General features: G+C 64.9%; 18 protein-coding genes. 14 read left to right on the top strand and 4 right to left on the bottom strand.

Translation table 11 applies throughout. The features are described 5' to 3' along the window. The first annotated feature begins 36 nt into the window (after window positions 1-36). Window positions 37-2,244, top strand: a complete 2,208-nt coding sequence (locus tag VGG53_RS15095; RefSeq protein WP_331518871.1) for an acyl-CoA dehydrogenase — start codon at window positions 37-39, stop codon at window positions 2,242-2,244. Between the two features lie 166 nt (window positions 2,245-2,410). Here the strand turns inward: VGG53_RS15095 and VGG53_RS15090 are convergent, their stop codons facing one another. Further along, window positions 2,411-2,743, bottom strand: coding sequence for a hypothetical protein (locus VGG53_RS15090; protein WP_331518870.1), 333 nt, complete (start codon window positions 2,741-2,743; stop codon window positions 2,411-2,413). A 560-nt stretch (window positions 2,744-3,303) separates the two neighbouring features. On the opposite strand from VGG53_RS15090, the gene VGG53_RS15085 reads away from it, so the two are divergent. Both VGG53_RS15085 and VGG53_RS15080 read left to right on the top strand, forming a co-directional pair. Next, window positions 3,304-3,627 carry a hypothetical protein gene (locus tag VGG53_RS15085; RefSeq protein WP_331518869.1) on the top strand — a complete coding sequence of 108 codons (324 nt, stop codon included), beginning with the start codon at window positions 3,304-3,306 and terminating at the stop codon, window positions 3,625-3,627. A gap of 32 nt (window positions 3,628-3,659) precedes the next feature. Then, window positions 3,660-4,169, top strand: coding sequence for a DinB family protein (locus VGG53_RS15080; protein ID WP_331518868.1), 510 nt, complete (start codon window positions 3,660-3,662; stop codon window positions 4,167-4,169). Between the two features lie 86 nt (window positions 4,170-4,255). Here the strand turns inward: VGG53_RS15080 and fadD2 are convergent, their stop codons facing one another. Next, window positions 4,256-5,932, bottom strand: a complete 1,677-nt coding sequence (fadD2, locus tag VGG53_RS15075) for a long-chain-fatty-acid--CoA ligase FadD2 (RefSeq protein ID WP_331518867.1) — start codon at window positions 5,930-5,932, stop codon at window positions 4,256-4,258. Window positions 5,933-5,990: 58 nt separating this feature from the next. On the opposite strand from fadD2, the gene VGG53_RS15070 reads away from it, so the two are divergent. The 10 genes from VGG53_RS15070 to VGG53_RS15025 all read left to right on the top strand — a co-directional run bounded on the left by VGG53_RS15070 (window position 5,991) and on the right by VGG53_RS15025 (window position 15,137). Beyond that, window positions 5,991-7,220 (top strand): DNA polymerase domain-containing protein, encoded by a 1,230-nt coding sequence (locus tag VGG53_RS15070; RefSeq protein WP_331518866.1) that lies wholly within the window; start codon window positions 5,991-5,993, stop codon window positions 7,218-7,220. A 27-nt stretch (window positions 7,221-7,247) separates the two neighbouring features. Further along, the gene (locus tag VGG53_RS15065) at window positions 7,248-8,234 is read left to right on the top strand and encodes an ABC transporter substrate-binding protein (RefSeq protein ID WP_331518865.1); all 987 of its coding nucleotides are present in this window, start codon (window positions 7,248-7,250) and stop codon (window positions 8,232-8,234) included. A gap of 56 nt (window positions 8,235-8,290) precedes the next feature. After that, the gene (locus VGG53_RS15060) at window positions 8,291-8,920 is read left to right on the top strand and encodes an allophanate hydrolase subunit 1 (protein ID WP_331518864.1); all 630 of its coding nucleotides are present in this window, start codon (window positions 8,291-8,293) and stop codon (window positions 8,918-8,920) included. A 10-nt stretch (window positions 8,921-8,930) separates the two neighbouring features. Next, complete coding sequence (locus VGG53_RS15055; RefSeq protein ID WP_331518863.1) at window positions 8,931-9,848, top strand: 5-oxoprolinase/urea amidolyase family protein; 918 nt, start codon at window positions 8,931-8,933, stop codon at window positions 9,846-9,848. 9 nt (window positions 9,849-9,857) lie between these two features. Then, complete coding sequence (locus VGG53_RS15050; protein WP_331518862.1) at window positions 9,858-10,403, top strand: GNAT family N-acetyltransferase; 546 nt, start codon at window positions 9,858-9,860, stop codon at window positions 10,401-10,403. Between the two features lie 183 nt (window positions 10,404-10,586). Further along, complete coding sequence (locus VGG53_RS15045) at window positions 10,587-11,027, top strand: Hsp20/alpha crystallin family protein (protein ID WP_331518861.1); 441 nt, start codon at window positions 10,587-10,589, stop codon at window positions 11,025-11,027. 192 nt (window positions 11,028-11,219) lie between these two features. Beyond that, window positions 11,220-11,516, top strand: coding sequence for a hypothetical protein (locus tag VGG53_RS15040; RefSeq protein WP_331518884.1), 297 nt, complete (start codon window positions 11,220-11,222; stop codon window positions 11,514-11,516). A 78-nt stretch (window positions 11,517-11,594) separates the two neighbouring features. After that, a complete protein-coding gene (locus VGG53_RS15035; RefSeq protein WP_331518860.1) occupies window positions 11,595-12,422 on the top strand; it encodes a hypothetical protein in 828 nt (275 codons plus the stop codon). A gap of 40 nt (window positions 12,423-12,462) precedes the next feature. Continuing rightward, window positions 12,463-14,391 (top strand): fumarate reductase/succinate dehydrogenase flavoprotein subunit, encoded by a 1,929-nt coding sequence (locus VGG53_RS15030; RefSeq protein WP_331518859.1) that lies wholly within the window; start codon window positions 12,463-12,465, stop codon window positions 14,389-14,391. Further along, a complete protein-coding gene (locus VGG53_RS15025) occupies window positions 14,391-15,137 on the top strand; it encodes a succinate dehydrogenase/fumarate reductase iron-sulfur subunit (protein WP_331518858.1) in 747 nt (248 codons plus the stop codon). Before VGG53_RS15030 ends, VGG53_RS15025 begins: the two co-directional genes overlap by 1 nt. Before the next feature lie 279 nt (window positions 15,138-15,416). Here VGG53_RS15025 and VGG53_RS15020 read toward each other — a convergent pair whose 3' ends face one another. Both VGG53_RS15020 and VGG53_RS15015 read right to left on the bottom strand, forming a co-directional pair. Continuing rightward, the gene (locus VGG53_RS15020; protein WP_331518857.1) at window positions 15,417-15,905 is read right to left on the bottom strand and encodes a flavin reductase family protein; all 489 of its coding nucleotides are present in this window, start codon (window positions 15,903-15,905) and stop codon (window positions 15,417-15,419) included. A 38-nt stretch (window positions 15,906-15,943) separates the two neighbouring features. Then, window positions 15,944-16,951, bottom strand: a complete 1,008-nt coding sequence (locus VGG53_RS15015; protein WP_331518856.1) for an isopenicillin N synthase family dioxygenase — start codon at window positions 16,949-16,951, stop codon at window positions 15,944-15,946. A 210-nt stretch (window positions 16,952-17,161) separates the two neighbouring features. Here VGG53_RS15015 and VGG53_RS15010 point away from each other — a divergent pair. Further along, window positions 17,162-17,603, top strand: a 442-nt coding sequence (locus tag VGG53_RS15010; protein WP_331518855.1) for an acyl-CoA dehydrogenase family protein, incomplete at its 3' end; no start/stop codon positions are given.

The following is a 17,603-nucleotide window of genomic DNA, read 5'->3' as shown; positions in this document are numbered from 1 at the left end:
GTCACAGGCCTCGGGGAACCGCAAGGAAGGCGACCAATGCCGATCGCGATCAATCCTGAACATCAAGACCTGGCCGATTCGGTGCGGTCCCTGGTGGCGCGGGTCGCGCCGTCGGAAGTTTTGCACGCCGCGCTGGAAACGCCGATCGACAACCCGCCGCGGTATTGGCAGGCCGCGGCCGACCAGGGCCTGCAGGGCGTGCACTTGGCCGAATCCGTTGGCGGGCAAGGCTTCGGAATCCTCGAGCTCGCCGTCGTGCTTGCCGAGTTCGGCTACCGCGCGGTGCCCGGCCCGTTCGTGCCGTCGGCGATCGCCAGTGCTCTGATCTCGGCGCACGACCCGGACGCCAAGGTGCTCGCCGACCTGGCTTCGGGCAACGCCATCGCCGCCTACGCGCTGGATTCCGCGCTGACCGCGACCCGGCACGGCCCGGAAAACAACGCCCTGGTGATCCGCGGTGAAGTTCGCGCGGTGCCGGCCGCGGCTGAAGCCTCGCTGCTGGTGCTGCCGGTGGCGATCGACAGCGGTGAAGAATGGGTGGTGTTGCACGCCGACCAGCTCGAGATCGAACCGGTCGCCAGCGTCGATCCGTTGCGGCCCATTGCGCATGTGCGCGCCAACGCCGTCGCGGTCGCCGATGACGTCGCGTTGAGCAACCTGAGCGTGGTGACGGCGCGAGCGTTGATCTCCACGCTGCTGTCGGCCGAGGCGGTGGGCGTCGCGCGGTGGGCCACCGACACCGCGTCGGAGTACGCCAAGATCCGCGAGCAGTTCGGCCGGCCGATCGGTCAATTCCAGGCCGTCAAGCACAAGTGCGCCGAGATGATCGCCGACACCGAACGCGCCACAGCTGCGGTCTGGGATGCGGCACGCGCCGTCGACGAGGCCCGCGAAAATGGCTGGGACACCGAAGGTTCCGCGGTCGAGTTCGCCGCGGCGGTGGCGGCGACGCTGGCACCGGCGGCCGCTCAACGCTGCACCCAGGACTGCATTCAGGTGCACGGCGGCATCGGGTTCACCTGGGAGCACGACACCAACGTCTACTACCGACGCGCACTGGTTCTGGCTGCCGGCTTCGGTCGCAAATCCGAATATCCACAACGGGTCGTCGACACCGCCACCCGCATCGGCATGCGCGCACTCGACATCGACCTGGATCCCGACACCGAGAAACTGCGCGACGAGATCCGCGCCGAGATCACCGCGCTCAAGAAGATACCGCGCGAGGAACGCAACGTCGCCATCGCCGAGGGCGGGTGGGTGCTGCCGCACCTGCCCACACCGTGGGGGCGCGACGCCGGCCGGGTCGAGCAGATCATCATCGCCCAGGAGTTCGCCAGTGGGCGAGTCCGGAGGCCACCCATCGGCATCGCGGGCTGGATCGTGCCGTCGATCGTGGCGTTCGGCACCGACGAGCAGAAGCAACGCTTCCTCCCGCCGACATTCCGTGGCGAGATGATCTGGTGCCAGCTGTTTTCCGAGCCGGGCGCCGGATCGGACCTGGCCGGCCTGAGCACCAAGGCGACCAAGGTCGACGGCGGCTGGCGCATCACCGGGCAGAAGATCTGGACCACCGCCGCGCAGTTCTCCCAGTGGGGGGCGCTGCTGGCGAGAACCGACACCTCCGCGCCGAAACATAACGGCATCACGTACTTACTGCTCGACATGAAGAGTGAGGGCATCGAGGTGAAGCCGCTGCGGGAGCTCACGGGCGGCGCGATGTTCAACACCGTCTTCATCGACGACGTGTTCGTGCCTGACGAGCTGGTGCTCGGTGAGGTCAACCGCGGCTGGGAGGTCAGCCGTAACACCCTGACCGCCGAACGCGTCTCGATCGGTAGCAGCGAGGCGCCGTTCTTGGCCAACCTCGATCAATTCGTCGAGTTCATTCGTGGCGGACCGTTCGACCAGATCGCCCAGAACCGCGCCGGGCAACTGATCGCCGAGGGCCACGCCGCCAAGCTGCTCAACATGCGTTCGACGCTGCTGACGTTGGCCGGCGGCGACGCGATGCCGTCAGCGGCTATCTCCAAGTTGCTGTCGATGCGCACCGGACAGGGCTATGCCGAATTCGGGTTGTCCTCGTTCGGGGCCGACGGCGCGATCGGCGACCCCGACCAATTGCCCGGGAAATGGGCGGAGTTCCTCCTTGCCAGCCGCGCCACCACCATCTACGGCGGCACGTCCGAGGTCCAACTGAACATCATCGCCGAACGGTTGCTGGGACTGCCCCGCGATCCGTAGGCCGGAACACAAAAATCCACGCCGCCCTGACGCTGGTCGGGTCGGCGTGGATTTTTTGGCGGGTACCGGCTAGCCCCGGCTTGTCCAAGGGCGGGGCTAGCCGACCCCCCGGCGGCTGGCCCCGTCGATCCAAGGGCGGGGCCAGCCTGTCCCCCGGGTGGTGGGCTCACCGCCACCAGTGGTGGTGTCCACCCCAGAAGCCTCGGTGGCCCCAGAACCCGCGGTGACCGAAGCCGCGGTGGTGGTGCCAGAATCCGCGGTGGTGGTGGTGCCAGAAGCCGTGGTGATGGCCCCAGAAGGCGGGGTGGACCACACCAGGGCCACCGCCCCAGGCCGGCGGAGCGACGTGCATCGGGCCGACCACAGCCGGCACCGGTGCCAGCGGTGCGGCGTTGGCCGCAGGGGTTGGGGTTGCGCCGAAAAGCATTGCCCCGGCCACCGCCGTTGCGCCGATTGCCCCGGCGGCGATGCGGCGGGCCGAAGAGAGTGAATACGACATTTTGGTTGCTCCTTCGTCGTCGAGTGGCTGATGCCGAGAACGTTAAATCCCAATCCTTAGCAAACCATAAATTGCGCCATTAATAACCCTAAGAATATTGCTCCTGGCTTTGTCCAGCTATTGAACTCCATGTGTCTTTCAGTCCTGATTTTCGTAGTTCAAGATTTACTGTATTCATGACGCTCCGCGAGTACTCAGGTACTGCCTTTCACACCTACTGAAGTGGTAGTAATGGCTGCTCAGCTCCATCTACGGATCTACTGTTCTCAGTAGATCCGTGGCTCCTTACTTCCGGATTTACAGCTTGGGTGACATGCACAACTATCCCATTACTGTCCAATGTTCTATTTCTGTAGCAAACTCGTTTAGTGCATCTATTCGACGCGCCGACTATTTATCTTTTCCACCGTTAGCAATCTACAATGGGTTCGGTCTGTGACAGTGGCGCCCCAGCCACTGACACGCCGGCGGCCCGCCGTCGCTGCGTGGCGCAGCTTTGACGGACATACTTATGTCCTGATCTACTGAAAACTCACCCCAACCGAAGGTCGTCCCGCCGCATGGAACCCAACCCACCATCGTTTCGGGCCACGCCGCCCCGACGCGCCGACGCGTCGGCGCAGACCGAACGCCTCTCGAGCATCCGGAAGAAGCTCGACCACCGGAAGCCCGAGCCACCATCGCGCGGCCAGCGCACCCGGCGCACCGTCGACCTGCCCCCCGGCACGCACCGGGCGCTCGACATCTGGCAGCGAGAAGCCGCCGATCGCCTCGGATTCGCCCGGGTCACCGGACAAGAAGTCATCAGCGCACTCATCGAGCTGCTGTTGTCCGACGCGAAGCTGTCCGCCGAAGTGACCCGGTGTATCCGAGAGCGACGCTGATCTGCGAACCAGCCAGTGCTAGCTTCGCCGTCATGGCAGAGGCGAAGCGTCCCGATCGGCGTGAGCAACCGGTAGCCGGCGAGCGCGCCACGCTGGAAGCTTTTCTCGACGACTATCGAGACATCGTGGTGCGCAAGGTTTCCGGCCTATCTGACACCGATGCCCGACGTACGCTCGTCCCGTCGCCGACAACGATAGGTGGGCTGGTCAAGCACCTGCGTTGGGTGGAGTACGGCTGGTTCGCGCAGCTCTTGCAGGAACACAGCGACGACAACCGCCGCGCGCACAAGCGGTCCTGGGAGTTCGAGTTCCTTCCCGGCGAGTCGCTGCCGACGCTGTCAGCCGAATACCAGAGCCAGTGCGGGGAATCCCGACGGATCGCCGGGCAATATCCGCTAGAGCACGTGGTGCCGCATCGCCGCTTCGGGACGGTCTCATTGCGCTGGATCTACGTGCACATGATCGAGGAAACGGCACGTCACACCGGGCAGCTCGACATCCTGCGCGAACAGCTCGACGGTGCTGCCGGATTCGAGGGCTGAGGCAGCCCCAAGCTCCGCGAAACAGAAGCTATGGCTGCGTGCTCGCACGAAACCACAGCCGTGGCTTCTGCTTCGCGATCGCTGCGTTAGTCGGCGTCGATCTCGCGCAGCTCGCGCTTGAGGATCTTTCCGGTCGGGTTGCGCGGCAGTTCGTCGAGGAAGATCACTTCGCGCGGCACCTTGTACTTGGCCAGCTGGTCCTTCACGTGCTTCTTGACGGCGTCCTCGTCGAGGTTTGCGTTGTCCTTCTTGACCACGAAGGCACGCAACCGGTGGCCCCATTCCTTGTCTTCGACACCGATCGCGGTGGCCTCCACCACATCTGGATGCCCGCTGATGCAGTCCTCCACTTCGGCCGGGAAGACATTCTCGCCACCGGACACGATCATTTCGTCGTCGCGGCCGCTGATGTAGAGCAGGCCGCGCTCGTCGAAGTACCCGACGTCACCCGATGACAGCAGGCCGTTGATGATCTGCTTGTTGCCGCCGCCGGTGTAGCCCTCGAACGGGAAGCTGGTACCCACGAAAATCCGGCCGACCTCGCCCTGCGGCAACTCCTTGCCGTTCTCGTCGTAGATCTTGACCTTGACACCCTTGACCGGGGGCCCCGCTGTCGTCGAGTTGAACTCGAGGTGTTTCGGCTGCGCGATCGTGGCGAACGCGATCTCGGTGGACCCGTACATGTTGTAGACGACCGGACCAATGTCCTTCAGCGCCCGTTCAGCGACGTCGGCGCCCAGCGCCGAGCCCGAAACGAAGATGATCCGCAGGCTCGACAAATCGGGCTTGTCGTCCATTTTCTCCAGCGCGTCGAGCATCCGCGACAACATGACCGGCACCACGACAACCGCGCTCACTTTGTGTTCCGCGATGTCCTCGAACACCTGATCCGGCTTGAACTTGCTGTGCAGCACCAGCGTGGATCCCAGGAACATCCCGATGGTGGCATGCAGAAAGCCCAGGGCATGGAACATCGGCGCCGGCAGCGAGGTCACCTCGTTGGCCTTGAACGGCACATGCGACAGGATTCCGCCGATCGGAGCCAACGTCGGCGGGGTGCTGCGGTTGGCGCCCTTCGGGGTGCCGGTGGTGCCGCTGGTCAAGATGATGATCGATGAATGCTTGCCGGCCTTGGGCGCGGGCGACTTGCTGTTGGCGGCGACCAAGTCGGCCAGCGTCTCGTCGGTGCTGCGCGAGTCCTGCAAGTCCGGGTTGGTGTCGAGCGCTCGAAGTTTGCCCAGCGGGGGGTCGGCTTTGCTGACGTCTTCGGTGTATTCGTCGTCGTAAATGATCAGCTTGGCGCCCTCGCGCTCGGACACTTCCTTGATCTGCGGGCCAGAGAACGAGCTATTGAGCAAGATGATGCGGGCCCCGACCCGCGCGCACCCGAATTCCGCGATGGCGAACCAGCGGTGGTTGCGCGCCAGAATGGCGACCCCGTCGCCACCGCGCACACCCTTGGCCAGCAAGCCGTGGGCGACCGCGTTCGCGGCCTCATCGAGCTCCTTGTAGGTGAACGAGCCTTCATCGTCGATGATCGCCGCGCGGTTCGGCGTGCGCCGGGCGTTGAACGACGGCAACATTCCGATCTCGCCCCATTTCGCGATCTCGGCGGCCATCGCGGCGTAGTTCAGCGGGTTCTCCAACCTGAACGTGCCGGATTCGATGATCTTTCGTAGGTAATGCAGTTCGGAGACGCCGCGCTCGGCATACTGCTGGATCTTGGCTACCGCCTGCCCGGGCAGATCGATCAGATTAGGCATACGTTCCACCCTATGTGACGGACGTCGCACCGCGGCCGGAAAGCAAGGCCGAATTAGCATGAACGCCATGGCTCCGGTGTCGCTGGACGTAGGCGGACGGCAGGTCGAGGTCACCCATCCCGACAAGGTGATATTTCCCGATCAGGACGGGCGGCCCGGCTACACCAAACTCGACCTGATCCGCTACTACCTGGCTGTGGCCGACGGCGCCCTGCGGGGTGTGGCCGGCCGACCGATGATCCTGAAGCGGTTCGTCAAGGGCATCGACCAGGAGGCCATCTTCCAGAAGCGCGCCCCCGAAAAACGGCCGGACTGGGTTGACGTCGCCGAACTGCGTTACGCATCCGGCACCTCGGCAAAAGAGGCCGTCATCCACGATGCACCCGGTCTGGCCTGGGCCATCAATCTGGGTTGCGTCGACCTCAACCCACATCCGGTGCTCGCCGACGACCTCGACCATCCCGATGAGCTTCGCGTCGATTTGGACCCGATGCCCGGGGTCGCGTGGCGCCAGATCCTCGAGGTCGCACAGGTGGCTCGCGAGGTGCTCGAGGACCACGGGCTGACCGCCTGGCCGAAGACGTCGGGATCGCGGGGTTTTCACATCTACGCGCGGGTCGTGCCGAGCCGGTCGTTTCGGCAGGTACGGCTGGCCGCGCAAACGGTAGCCCGCGAAGTGGAGCGACGCGCCCCCGAGCTGGCCACCAGCCGGTGGTGGAAAGAGGAACGCGAGGGCGTCTTCGTCGACTTCAACCAGAACGCCAAAGACCGCACCGTTGCCTCCGCGTACTCGGTGCGCGCCACCCCGGACGCGCGGGTCTCGACCCCAATGCGGTGGGACGAGGTCGCCGACTGCGACCCCGCGGACTTCACCGTGGCGACAGTGCCGCAGCGGTTCGCTGAGCTCGGCGACCCGTGGGAGGGAATGAGCGACACCGCCGGCGATCTTGACCGGTTACTCACTCTCGCCGAAGAACTCGGACCCGCGGAGAAGGCCCCGAGGGGTGCGCGCCGCGACGGGACCGGACGGCGTCAATCCCTGATGCCGCTCATCGAGATCGCCCGCACCAAAACCAAGGACGAGGCGATGGCCGCGCTGGCCACCTGGCGCGAGCGCTATCCCGCAGCGGCCGAACGGCTGCAGCCTGCCGACGTGCTCGTCGACGGCATGCGCGGACCGAGTTCGATCTGGTACCGGATTCGGATCAACCTGCAGCATGTGCCCGACGACCAACGGCCGCCGCAGGAGGAGCTGATTGCCGACTACAGTCCCTGGCCGACCCGTTGACCTGAGCGAACGCGCTATTGTCACGCCATGGTCGAGCACTGGAACCGGCGGGTGTTCCTCCGGGCCGGCGCGGCAGCGGGACTGGTCGTGTTCGCAGCGCCCGCCGCCTGCTCGTCGCACAAGCCACCGCCCGCCTCGACCGGGGGCGGCGGACCGCTCACCATCACGCACGCCTTCGGTGAGACGACCATTCCCGAGCCGCCGAAGCGGGTAGTCAGCGCCGGCTTCACCGGACAGGACGACCTGCTCGCGCTCGGAGTCGTGCCGGTCGCGGTGACCAACTGGTTCGGCGACCAGCCGTTCGGGGTATGGCCGTGGGCCCGGCCCAAACTCGGCAACGCCAAACCCGTTGTGCTGAACCTAGACAACGGCGTTCAAGTTCGGCAGATCGCCGGCCTGAAACCCGACCTGATCGTGGCGACCGACGCCGGGCTCGACCAGGACACCTATCAGAAGCTTGCCGCGATCGCGCCGACGCTGGCCCAGTCCGACGGCGACGCGTTCTTCGAGCCGTGGAAAGTCCAGGCAAAGGCCATCGGCCAGGCGGTTTTTCAATCGGGCCAGATCGCATCGCTGATCAACGGAGTCGATAAAGGTTTTGCCGCCGTCGCAGACAAATACCCGCAGTTCAAGAACAAGCGGGTGTTGCTGTTGCAAGGCAAGTTCCACGATGACAATGTCGTCGCGACGACCGGTTGGCAAACCGAGTTTCTCACCCAGATGGGTCTGGCCATCCCCGAGACCATCACCGCGTTGGCTGTCGACCAGCGGCGCGCGTTCATTCCACGCGACAAGATCAAGTCGGTTCTCGGCGCCGCTGACCTCCTGATTTGGGCGACGGAGAGCGACAAGGACCAAGCGGACCTGTTGACCAATCCCGATGTGGCGGAACTGCGGTCGCGCAGTGTGTTCACCTCCAAAGATCAGGCCGGGGCAATCGCCTACGCGTCGCCGCTGAGCTACCCGTTGCTGGCTGACCAGTTGCCGCCGCTGATCGCCAACGTCCTGCGCTGAGGTAACCGCCCTAAAATTTTCTGGCCGCCCTCACCTCACCGGGTTACCGTCGAGTAATGAGCGGAAGCTTGACCGATGCGGTCCTCGACTACGGAGATCAGGCGCTGCTGCTGCAGTTCGACAGCACCGCCGAGGTATTGACGTGGGCGGGCGCACTGCGTGACGCCGCGATGCCCGGTGTTCTCGACATCGTCCCGGCCGCCGGCACGGTGCTGCTCAAGCTCGACGGTCCCGGCCTGCAGAGCGCTACTCGCCGTCGGGTCCGCACCCTGCGGGTGGCGCCCGAGGCCACGGCGAGCGCGCCATCCGAGCCCGTGCTGATCGACGTTGTCTACGACGGCGCCGACTTGGCCGAAGTCGCTGAACTCACTGGATTGCACACGGCACAGGTCATCGATGCGCACACCGCCAACCCCTGCCGGGTCGGATTCTGCGGATTCGCACCGGGTTTCGCGTACCTGGTCGGTGGCGACCCGCGTCTGGCGGTGCCGCGACGATCCGAGCCGCGCTCATCGGTACCCGCCGGTGCCGTGGGGGTGGCCGGCGAATTCACCGGCATCTACCCTCGTCGCTCCCCCGGTGGATGGCAGCTGATCGGCCACACCGATGCGGTGCTCTGGGATGTCGATCGGCCAGATCCGGCGCTGCTGACGCCCGGCCGATGGGTCCAGTTCCGGGCGGCGTAGCGAGGTGAGCGTGACGACACTGGAAATCCTGCACACCGGACCGCTGGCCCTCATCCAAGATCTCGGGCGCGTCGGGCTTGCCCATCTCGGGGTCACCCGCTCCGGGGCGGCCGACCGGCAGGCGCACACGCTGGCCAACCGGCTGGTGGCCAACCCGGACGACCGCGCCACCGTCGAGGTCACCATGGGCGGATTCACCGCACGAATCCGCGGCGGCGACGTCGACATCGCCGTGACAGGCGCCGATCCCCAGCCGAGGATCGGCGCAACGACGTTCGGCGCCAACAGCATTCATCATGTCCGTGACGGCGAGGTGATCTCGTTGGGCACTCCGCGCGCCGGGCTGCGCAGCTACCTGGCAGTGCGCGGCGGCATCGACGTGACACCGGTGCTGGGCTCCCGCAGCTACGACGTGATGTCGGCGATCGGCCCGTTGCCGCTGCAACCCGGAGACGTGTTGCCGGTGGGCGAACACACCGAGCAGTATCCGGAGCTCGACCAGGCGCCGGTAGCGCCGATCACCGGCCAACTGGTCGAACTTCTGGCGGTGCCCGGTCCACGCGCCGACTGGCTCACCGACGCCGATGCCCTCGTGCACACGATCTGGATGGCCTCCGACCGCACCGACAGGGTGGGCATGCGGCTGGAGGGACGCCCGCTGGTACACCGCAATCCGGACCGTCAGCTGCCCAGCGAAGGCACCACCCGCGGCGCGATTCAGGTGCCGCCCAACGGATTACCGGTAATCTTGGGTCCTGATCACCCGGTCACGGGCGGCTATCCGGTCGTTGGCGTGATCGCCGACGACGACATCGACAAGGTCGCCCAGGTACGGCCCGGCCAGCACGTGCGACTGCATTGGTCGCGTCCCAGAGTCGCTGCGAATTCCGCGTCGAGATCGGTGGCGGCGGACCAGGCCACCTGGTAGACCGGCAGTGTGCACACCCAGGTTCACACCGCCCGCCTGGTCCACACCGCTGACCTGGAAAGCGATGCGCGGCAGCGCGCCCACGACATGGTCGACGAGGCGTTCGCCGGCGAGTTCACCGACGTCGACTGGGACCATGCGCTGGGCGGAATGCACGCACTGATCTGGCATCGGGGCGCGATCATCGCGCACGGTGCGGTCATCCAACGACGTCTGCTCTACCGCGGAGTGGCGCTGCGCTGCGGGTATGTCGAAGCTGTTGCAGTGCGCGAAGATTGGCGTGGCCAGGGTCTGGCGATCGCGATACTCGATGCCTGCGAGCAGGTCATCCGTGGCGGGTACGAGCTCGGCGCGCTGAGTTCCTCGGATCGGGGCCGGCGGCTGTACACGCTGCGCGGTTGGCTGCCGTGGCGCGGGCCCACGTCGGTGTTGGCGCCGAACGGGCCGACGCGGACTCCCGATGACGACGGGTCGGTGTTCGTCTTCCCACTCGAGACCGACCTGGACGACACCGCGGCGTTGACGTGCGACTGGCGCGACGGGGATGTCTGGTGATCGCGCGTGCCCAGAAGGCCTGGGCGACAAGGGCGTTGTCGCCAGGCGCCCGGGAGTGACTTGCGTTCGCTGACAGCGAAACCAGAGGTGGAACTTTAGCGGGGTCGACTCATGTTTGTAGGTGTAGAGCCGGCAAAGCGTCGGCGACAACCGATACACACCGAAAATTGGGGAGACACGAAAATGAGCAACCTGACCCTGTGGTCACGACCCGCGTGGGATGTCGACCGCTGGATGCGCGATTTCTTTGGCCCGGCCGCCGCAGCCGACTGGGCCAAGCCGGTAGCCGGTGGGTTCAGCCCCGCCGCAGAGGTCGTCAAGGACGGCGACGATGCGGTGGTACGGCTGGAACTGCCGGGTGTGGACGTCGAGAACGACGTCAATGTCGAGGTCGACCACGGCCGCTTAGTCATCCACGGTGAGCGTCGCGACGAGCACGCCGAGGACAACGACGGCCGCACGCTCCGCGAGGTCCGCTACGGATCGTTCCGCAGGTCGTTTCAGCTGCCTGCGCACGTCACCGGTGAGGCCGTCTCGGCGTCCTACGACGCCGGTGTGCTGACCGTCCGGGTTGCCGGTGCCTACGCCGGGACTCAGGCGCAGCGCATCGCGATCACCAAGTAACCGCAGTCGGCTCGAATCCGGTGGGGCTCAACGGCTCCACCGGATTCTTGCTTTAGCGCACCGGTTGCTGGGGCCGATCCGCGCGGAGTAGTCGCAGCGCGCCGCGGGTGATCTGTCTCACGCTGCCGCCGCGCACTGGATAGTATTGGTGTCGCACTGTGATCCATGACACCTTCAGTCCAGGGAGATCTGTTGTCCAGCACTACTGAACTCGCCGAGCTGCACGACCTGATCGGCGGCTTGCGGCGGTGCGTGAGCTCGCTGAAGGCGCGTTATGCCGACAGCCCCGCAATGCGTCGCATTGTGCTCGACGCCGACCGGATCCTCGGCGACGTCGAATTACTTGACGCCGATGTTTCGGAATTAGATTTGGCGCGCGCTACCGTGCAGCAATCCGGTGAGAAGATCGCCATTCCCGACACCGATTACGACCGCGACTTTTGGCGCGACGTCGACGACGAGGGTGTCGGGGGTCACAACAGGTCCTGACAACTCAAGCCCGCCGATAATCCTGGGGCTGCCTCTGTGTAGTCTTCGACGAACAGCCCGTTCGAAGAGGAACAATTGATGAGCGCACCCACCGCGAACCGCCCTGCGTCCGGTGTCTTTTCACCCACCCGCGCACATATCGAGCAATCCACGTTACGCACCGACCGGTGGTGGATGTCGCCGCTACGAGTTGACTTGGGATTCGCGGCATTTGTCATCTATGCGACCTTCCGCGCGTTCCAAGGGAATTACTTTTTCGTCCCGAAGTACCACTACCTGACGCCGTTCTATTCGCCGTGTGTCAGTACGGCTTGCGGCGAGGCCAGCGACTTCTGGCCGCAGATCCTGCCGCACGTGTGGTGGCTACCATTCGCGGCACTGACACTGCCGTTCCTGCTGCTGTTCCGGCTGACCTGCTACTACTACCGCGGCGCCTATTACCGCACGGTGTGGCAATCGCCCACGGCGTGCGGGGTGGCCGAGCCCCGCGTGCACTACAGCGGCGAGACCAAATTCCCGTTGATCGTCCAGAACACCCACCGGTATTTCTTCTACATCGCCGGCATCATCTCGGTGATCAACACCTACGACGCGATCATCGCGTTCCATTCCGACAGCGGGCCGGGTGGGTTCGGCTTGGGCCTGGGCAACGTGATCATGGTCGTCAACGTGATCATGCTGTGGGTCTACACATTGTCCTGCCATTCGTGCCGGCACGTCACCGGAGGTCGGCTCAAGCACTTCTCCAAACACCCTGTGCGGTACTGGATCTGGACCCAGGTCAGCAGACTCAACACTCGGCACAAGTTGTATGCCTGGATCACATTGGGCACGCTGATGCTCACCGACTTCTACATCGCGCTGGTAGCCGGCGGAGCCATCCCGGACCTGAGATTTGTTGGCTGAGAAGCCATTTCACGGATATCAAAGAGTTTAGTGAGGTTCCATGACTGAGGTCGAACGGCACTCCTACGACGTCGTCGTGATCGGTGCCGGCGGCGCGGGCTTGCGCGCGGTCATCGAGGCGCGGGAACGCGGCCTCAAGGTCGCGGTGGTGACCAAGTCGCTGTTCGGCAAGGCCCATACGGTGATGGCCGAGGGCGGCTGCGCGGCCGCGATGGGTAACACCAACCCGAAGGACAACTGGACGACCCACTTCGGCGACACGATGCGCGGCGGGAAGTTTCTGAACAACTGGCGGATGGCCGAACTGCACGCCAAGGAGGCACCCGACCGGGTTTGGGAGCTGGAGACCTACGGCGCGCTGTTCGACCGCCTCAAAGACGGCAAGATCAGCCAGCGCAACTTCGGCGGACACACCTACCCACGGCTGGCGCACGTCGGTGACCGCACCGGCTTGGAGCTGATCCGCACCATGCAGCAGAAGATCGTCTCGCTGCAACAGGAAGATCACACCGAGCTGGGCGACTACGAGGCCCGGATCAGAGTTTTCGCCGAATGCGCGATCACCGAGCTGATCAAAGACGGCTCAGAAAACGAGGGGCGCATTTCCGGGGCGTTCGGCTATCACCGCGAAAGCGGCAACTTCGTATTGTTCGAAGCCCCGGCGGTGGTACTGGCCACCGGCGGTATCGGCAAGTCTTTCAAGGTCACCTCGAATTCCTGGGAGTACACCGGTGACGGCCACGCGCTGGCGCTGCGGGCCGGCGCGACGCTGATCAACATGGAGTTCGTCCAGTTCCACCCGACCGGCATGGTCTGGCCGCCCAGCGTCAAAGGCATCCTGGTCACCGAGGGCGTGCGCGGCGACGGCGGAGTGCTGAAGAACTCCGAGAACTCTCGCTTCATGTTCGACTACATCCCGCCGGTGTTCAAAGGCCAGTACGCCGAATCCGAGCAAGAAGCCGACCAGTGGCTCAAGGACAACGACTCGGCCCGTCGCACACCGGATCTGCTGCCGCGCGACGAGGTGGCACGCGCGATCAACTCCGAAGTCAAGGCCGGCCGCGGCAGCCCGCACGGCGGGGTCTACCTCGACATCGCCTCGCGGCTGACGCCCGAGGAGATCAAGCGGCGGCTGCCGTCGATGTACCACCAGTTCAAAGAGCTGGCCGGGGTCGACATCACCAAGGAGCCGATGGAAGTCGGGCCCACCTGTCACTACGTGATGGGTGGAGTCGAAGTGGACGCCGACACCGGTGCCGCCACCGTCCCGGGGCTGTTCGCCGCCGGCGAGTGCTCCGGCGGCATGCACGGCTCCAATCGGCTGGGCGGCAACTCGCTGTCTGACCTGCTGGTTTTCGGTCGTAGAGCCGGCCTGGGCGCCGCCGACTACGTGCGCGCACTGAGCAGCCGCCCGAAGGTCGATGAGGGCGCCGTCGACGCGGCGGCCAAGCGGGCGCTGGATCCTTTCGAGACACCGACCAACGGCGCCACCGCCGAGAACCCCTACACGTTGCAGTTAGAGCTACAGCAGTCGATGAACGATCTGGTGGGCATCATCCGTAAAGAGGAGGAGATCACCGAGGCGCTCGGTCGGCTCGACCAGCTTCGCGAACGGTTCACGCACCTCCACGTCGAGGGACACCGGCAGTACAACCCCGGCTGGAACTTGGCCCTGGACCTGCGCAACCTCTTGCTGGTCAGCGAATGCGTCGCCAAGGCGGCGCTGGAGCGCACCGAAAGTCGCGGCGGACACACCCGCGACGACCACCCGTCGATGGACTCGTCATGGCGCAGGGTATTGCTGGTCTGCAGCGCCGCCGGCAACGACGAAGTAATCCCCGACATCTCGGTCACGCGAAAAGACCAGGTGCCGATGCGGCCCGACCTGCTCGAGGCGTTTGAGATCTCCGAGTTGGAGAAGTACTACACCGACGAAGAGTTGGCCGACCACCCAGGACGGAGAGGCTGATGAGCTACGACGCAACCATGCGGGTATGGCGTGGCGACGAGACCGGCGGTGGACTGCAGGACTTCACCGTGGAGGTCAACGAGGGCGAAGTGGTGCTCGACATCATCCACCGCCTGCAGCAGACCCAGACGCCGGACCTGGCGGTGCGGTGGAACTGTAAAGCCGGCAAGTGTGGTTCGTGTTCGGCTGAGGTCAACGGCAAGCCCCGGTTGATGTGCATGACGCGGATGTCGACCTTCGGCGAAGACGAAGTCGTCACCGTGACGCCGATCCGGACATTCCCGGTGATTCGCGACCTGGTGACCGACGTGTCCTTCAACTACGAGAAGGCCCGGGAAATCCCGTCATTCGCGCCGCCGAAGGATCTACAGCCCGGCGAGTACCGGATGGCGCAGCAGGACGTGGAGCGTTCTCAGGAATTCCGCAAGTGCATCGAATGCTTCCTGTGCAACAACGTCTGCCACGTGATCCGCGACAATGAGGACAACAAGGAATCGTTCGCCGGCCCACGCTATCTGATGCGGATCGCGGAGCTGGAAATGCATCCGCTGGACGCCCTCGACCGGCGCGACCAGGCGCAGGAGCAACACGGCCTCGGCTACTGCAACATCACCAAATGTTGCACCGAAGTCTGCCCTGAGAACATCAAGATCACCGACAACGCGCTGATCCCGATGAAAGAGCGAGTCGCCGATCGCAAATACGATCCGGTTGTGTGGCTCGGTGACAAGCTGTTTCGTCGCTGAGCAGCAAGTGTGCTGAGCCATGTGTTACGTCACCGCTGATCCGGGTACCCGACTTTAGCCCCAGACGCGTGCGGGCGGTTGTCCCGCCGTTTCAACCCGGAAAAGCGGTGACTATGGCTATCCGAAAACCAATGAGCATCAACGGCATTCGAACGGCGATCCGTGAGCTGTCGCTGCGTGCTCGACAAGCGCACAAAGAAGGACGCAGTGGCGACGGCGCAGAAATCGAGCGTCGGGCCCAGGCCTACCGCGATGAACTCGGCAGACGTCCCTAGCTGACTACATACCCAGTCGCCGAAAAACGCTGCGGTGAAAGACGATGGGCGCGACCCCCGCATCGACTTGGACGTCGCTGACCCGCAAGACCACGATCGTGTGATCCCCGGCGGGGATCAGTTGTTCGATCGCAGTTTCCAGCCAGACGCTGGTGCCCTGGATGAAGACCGCACCGCTGGTGTTGGACACCGTTTCGAGGTCGGCGAAGCGATCGCCCGTCTTGGCCGCCAGCATGCGCGCGGCGTCGTCGTGCGACTCACCGAGGACGCTGATACCCAGCGCGTGTACGTCTTTGAGCTTCGGCCACGTGGTCGAGGTGTTCTGCACACAGAATGACACCAGCGGCGGGTCCAGCGATACCGGAACGAATGTGCTGGCCGCCAGCCCTTCTCGGACTCCGTTGACTTCGGCCGCGATGGCGATCACGCCGGACGGAAAATGACCAAATGCCTCGCGTAAGGAGGTGGGCGTCAGCTTGTCAGGTGGGTTCACCGGCTTCACTCGCGTCGACGGGATTCCTAGCGCCGACCCTACCCGTCGGGCGTTACACCTTGTGCGCTGCCCGTCACGTAGCCGTGCGCGGCCGCGACATCCGGATGGGCCCGGAGCCTGCTTTTCCAGGCGTTGCGGCCATACACCGAGAAGATCGGGTCGGATGGATCTGCGCGACGCCCGGTGCGCTCCGCGAGTTCGGCGGGCAGCGACAAAGCGGGGATCTGCGCGTCCAATCGCGGGTTGAAGAAGTAGGGCACCGAAATCCGATCCGCCGAATGACCCAGGTTCACCCGATGTTCGGTGGCGCGCAGGTAGCCCCCGGTCGCCAACTCCAGCAGCTCACCGATGTTGACGATGAAAGCCCCCTCCCGCGCGGGAACGTCGACCCAGCCTCCGTCGCGTCCGGCCCGCACCTGCAATCCCTGACTGCCCGGCTCGGCGAGCAGCAGCGTGAGCACCCCCGAGTCCCGATGTGCACCCACGCCCTGCGAGCTCGCTGCGGAGGCCGGGTAGTGCACGACCTTGATCAGGGTGGCCGGCGCCCCGGCGAATGCGGCGTCGAAAACGTCGGCCGGGCTGCCCAGCGCCGCCGCCCAATGCCGCAGCAGACTGCGGGATACCGCGGCGAGAGCCGCATCCCACTCGGCGACGATCCCCGGTAGCTCCGGCAGGCCCGACGGCCACTGGTTGGGACCCTGTAGCCACAGGTAATCGGGCTGGCCCGGACCGCCGATCGGCTCGCGCTCCGGACCGATGTCGATCTGCTCGCGCCAGTCCACCTCGCCGCGGGTCAGCTCACCACCCAGCCGGGTATAGCCGCGGAAATGCGGACTGCGCGCCATCGCGATGGCGTCCTTGTCCGCTTGTGGCAGTGCGAACAGCCGGCGCGCCGCCGCCAGCACCCGGCGGGTGAGCGCCTCGGGTACCTCATGGCTGACCAAATAGAAGAAGCCCACCTCGTGGGCGACCTCGCGGAGGTGCTCTCTCAGTTGGCCAGCGGGGTGACGGAGGTCCACCTCAGGCACGGTCGTGACGCTTGACACAATTCACACCTACCAGTCATTCCCGCAGCTCAGGGGGTATACCGCCGTCTTGATCAGCGCGGACCCAACTGGTTGGTTGATTAGCCAATGCAATTTAGCTCACAGTCGCTTGCGCAGGGTTACCGACGGGTATAGTTTAGCCGTGTTACTGGTGGGTAACTTAGCCTTAGTACCCAACCATCAAGTGGCGTTCTCATCGAGGAGGAACCAGTGAGCCACTACAAGAGCAACGTCCGCGACCAGGTATTCAACCTGTTCGAGGTGTTGGGCATCGACAAAGCATTCGGCGAAGGCGACTATGCCGACCTGGATGCCGACACGGCCCGCGAAATGCTCACCGAAATGAGCCGACTGGCCGAAGGCCCCGTCGCTGACTCGTTCGTCGAGGGTGATCGCAATCCCCCCGTGTTCAACCCCGAGACACACTCAGTGACTCTCCCCGACTCGTTCAAGCAGTCGGTGCACGCGGTCATCGAGGCCGGCTGGGACAAGGTTGGCCTGGATGAAGAGTTGGGTGGCATGCCGATGCCCAAGGCGATGCTGTGGGCGCTGCATGAGCACCTGCTCGGCGCCAACCCGGCGGTGTGGATGTACGCCGGCGGCGCGGGATTCGCCCAGATCTTCTACAACCTGGCCACCGAAGAGCAGAAAA

Source organism: Mycobacterium sp. (assembly GCF_036490025.1).
Lineage (GTDB): Bacteria > Actinomycetota > Actinomycetes > Mycobacteriales > Mycobacteriaceae > Mycobacterium.
Note: the sequence above shows the minus strand (reverse complement) of the source record. Positions and strands in the feature narration are given on the sequence as shown.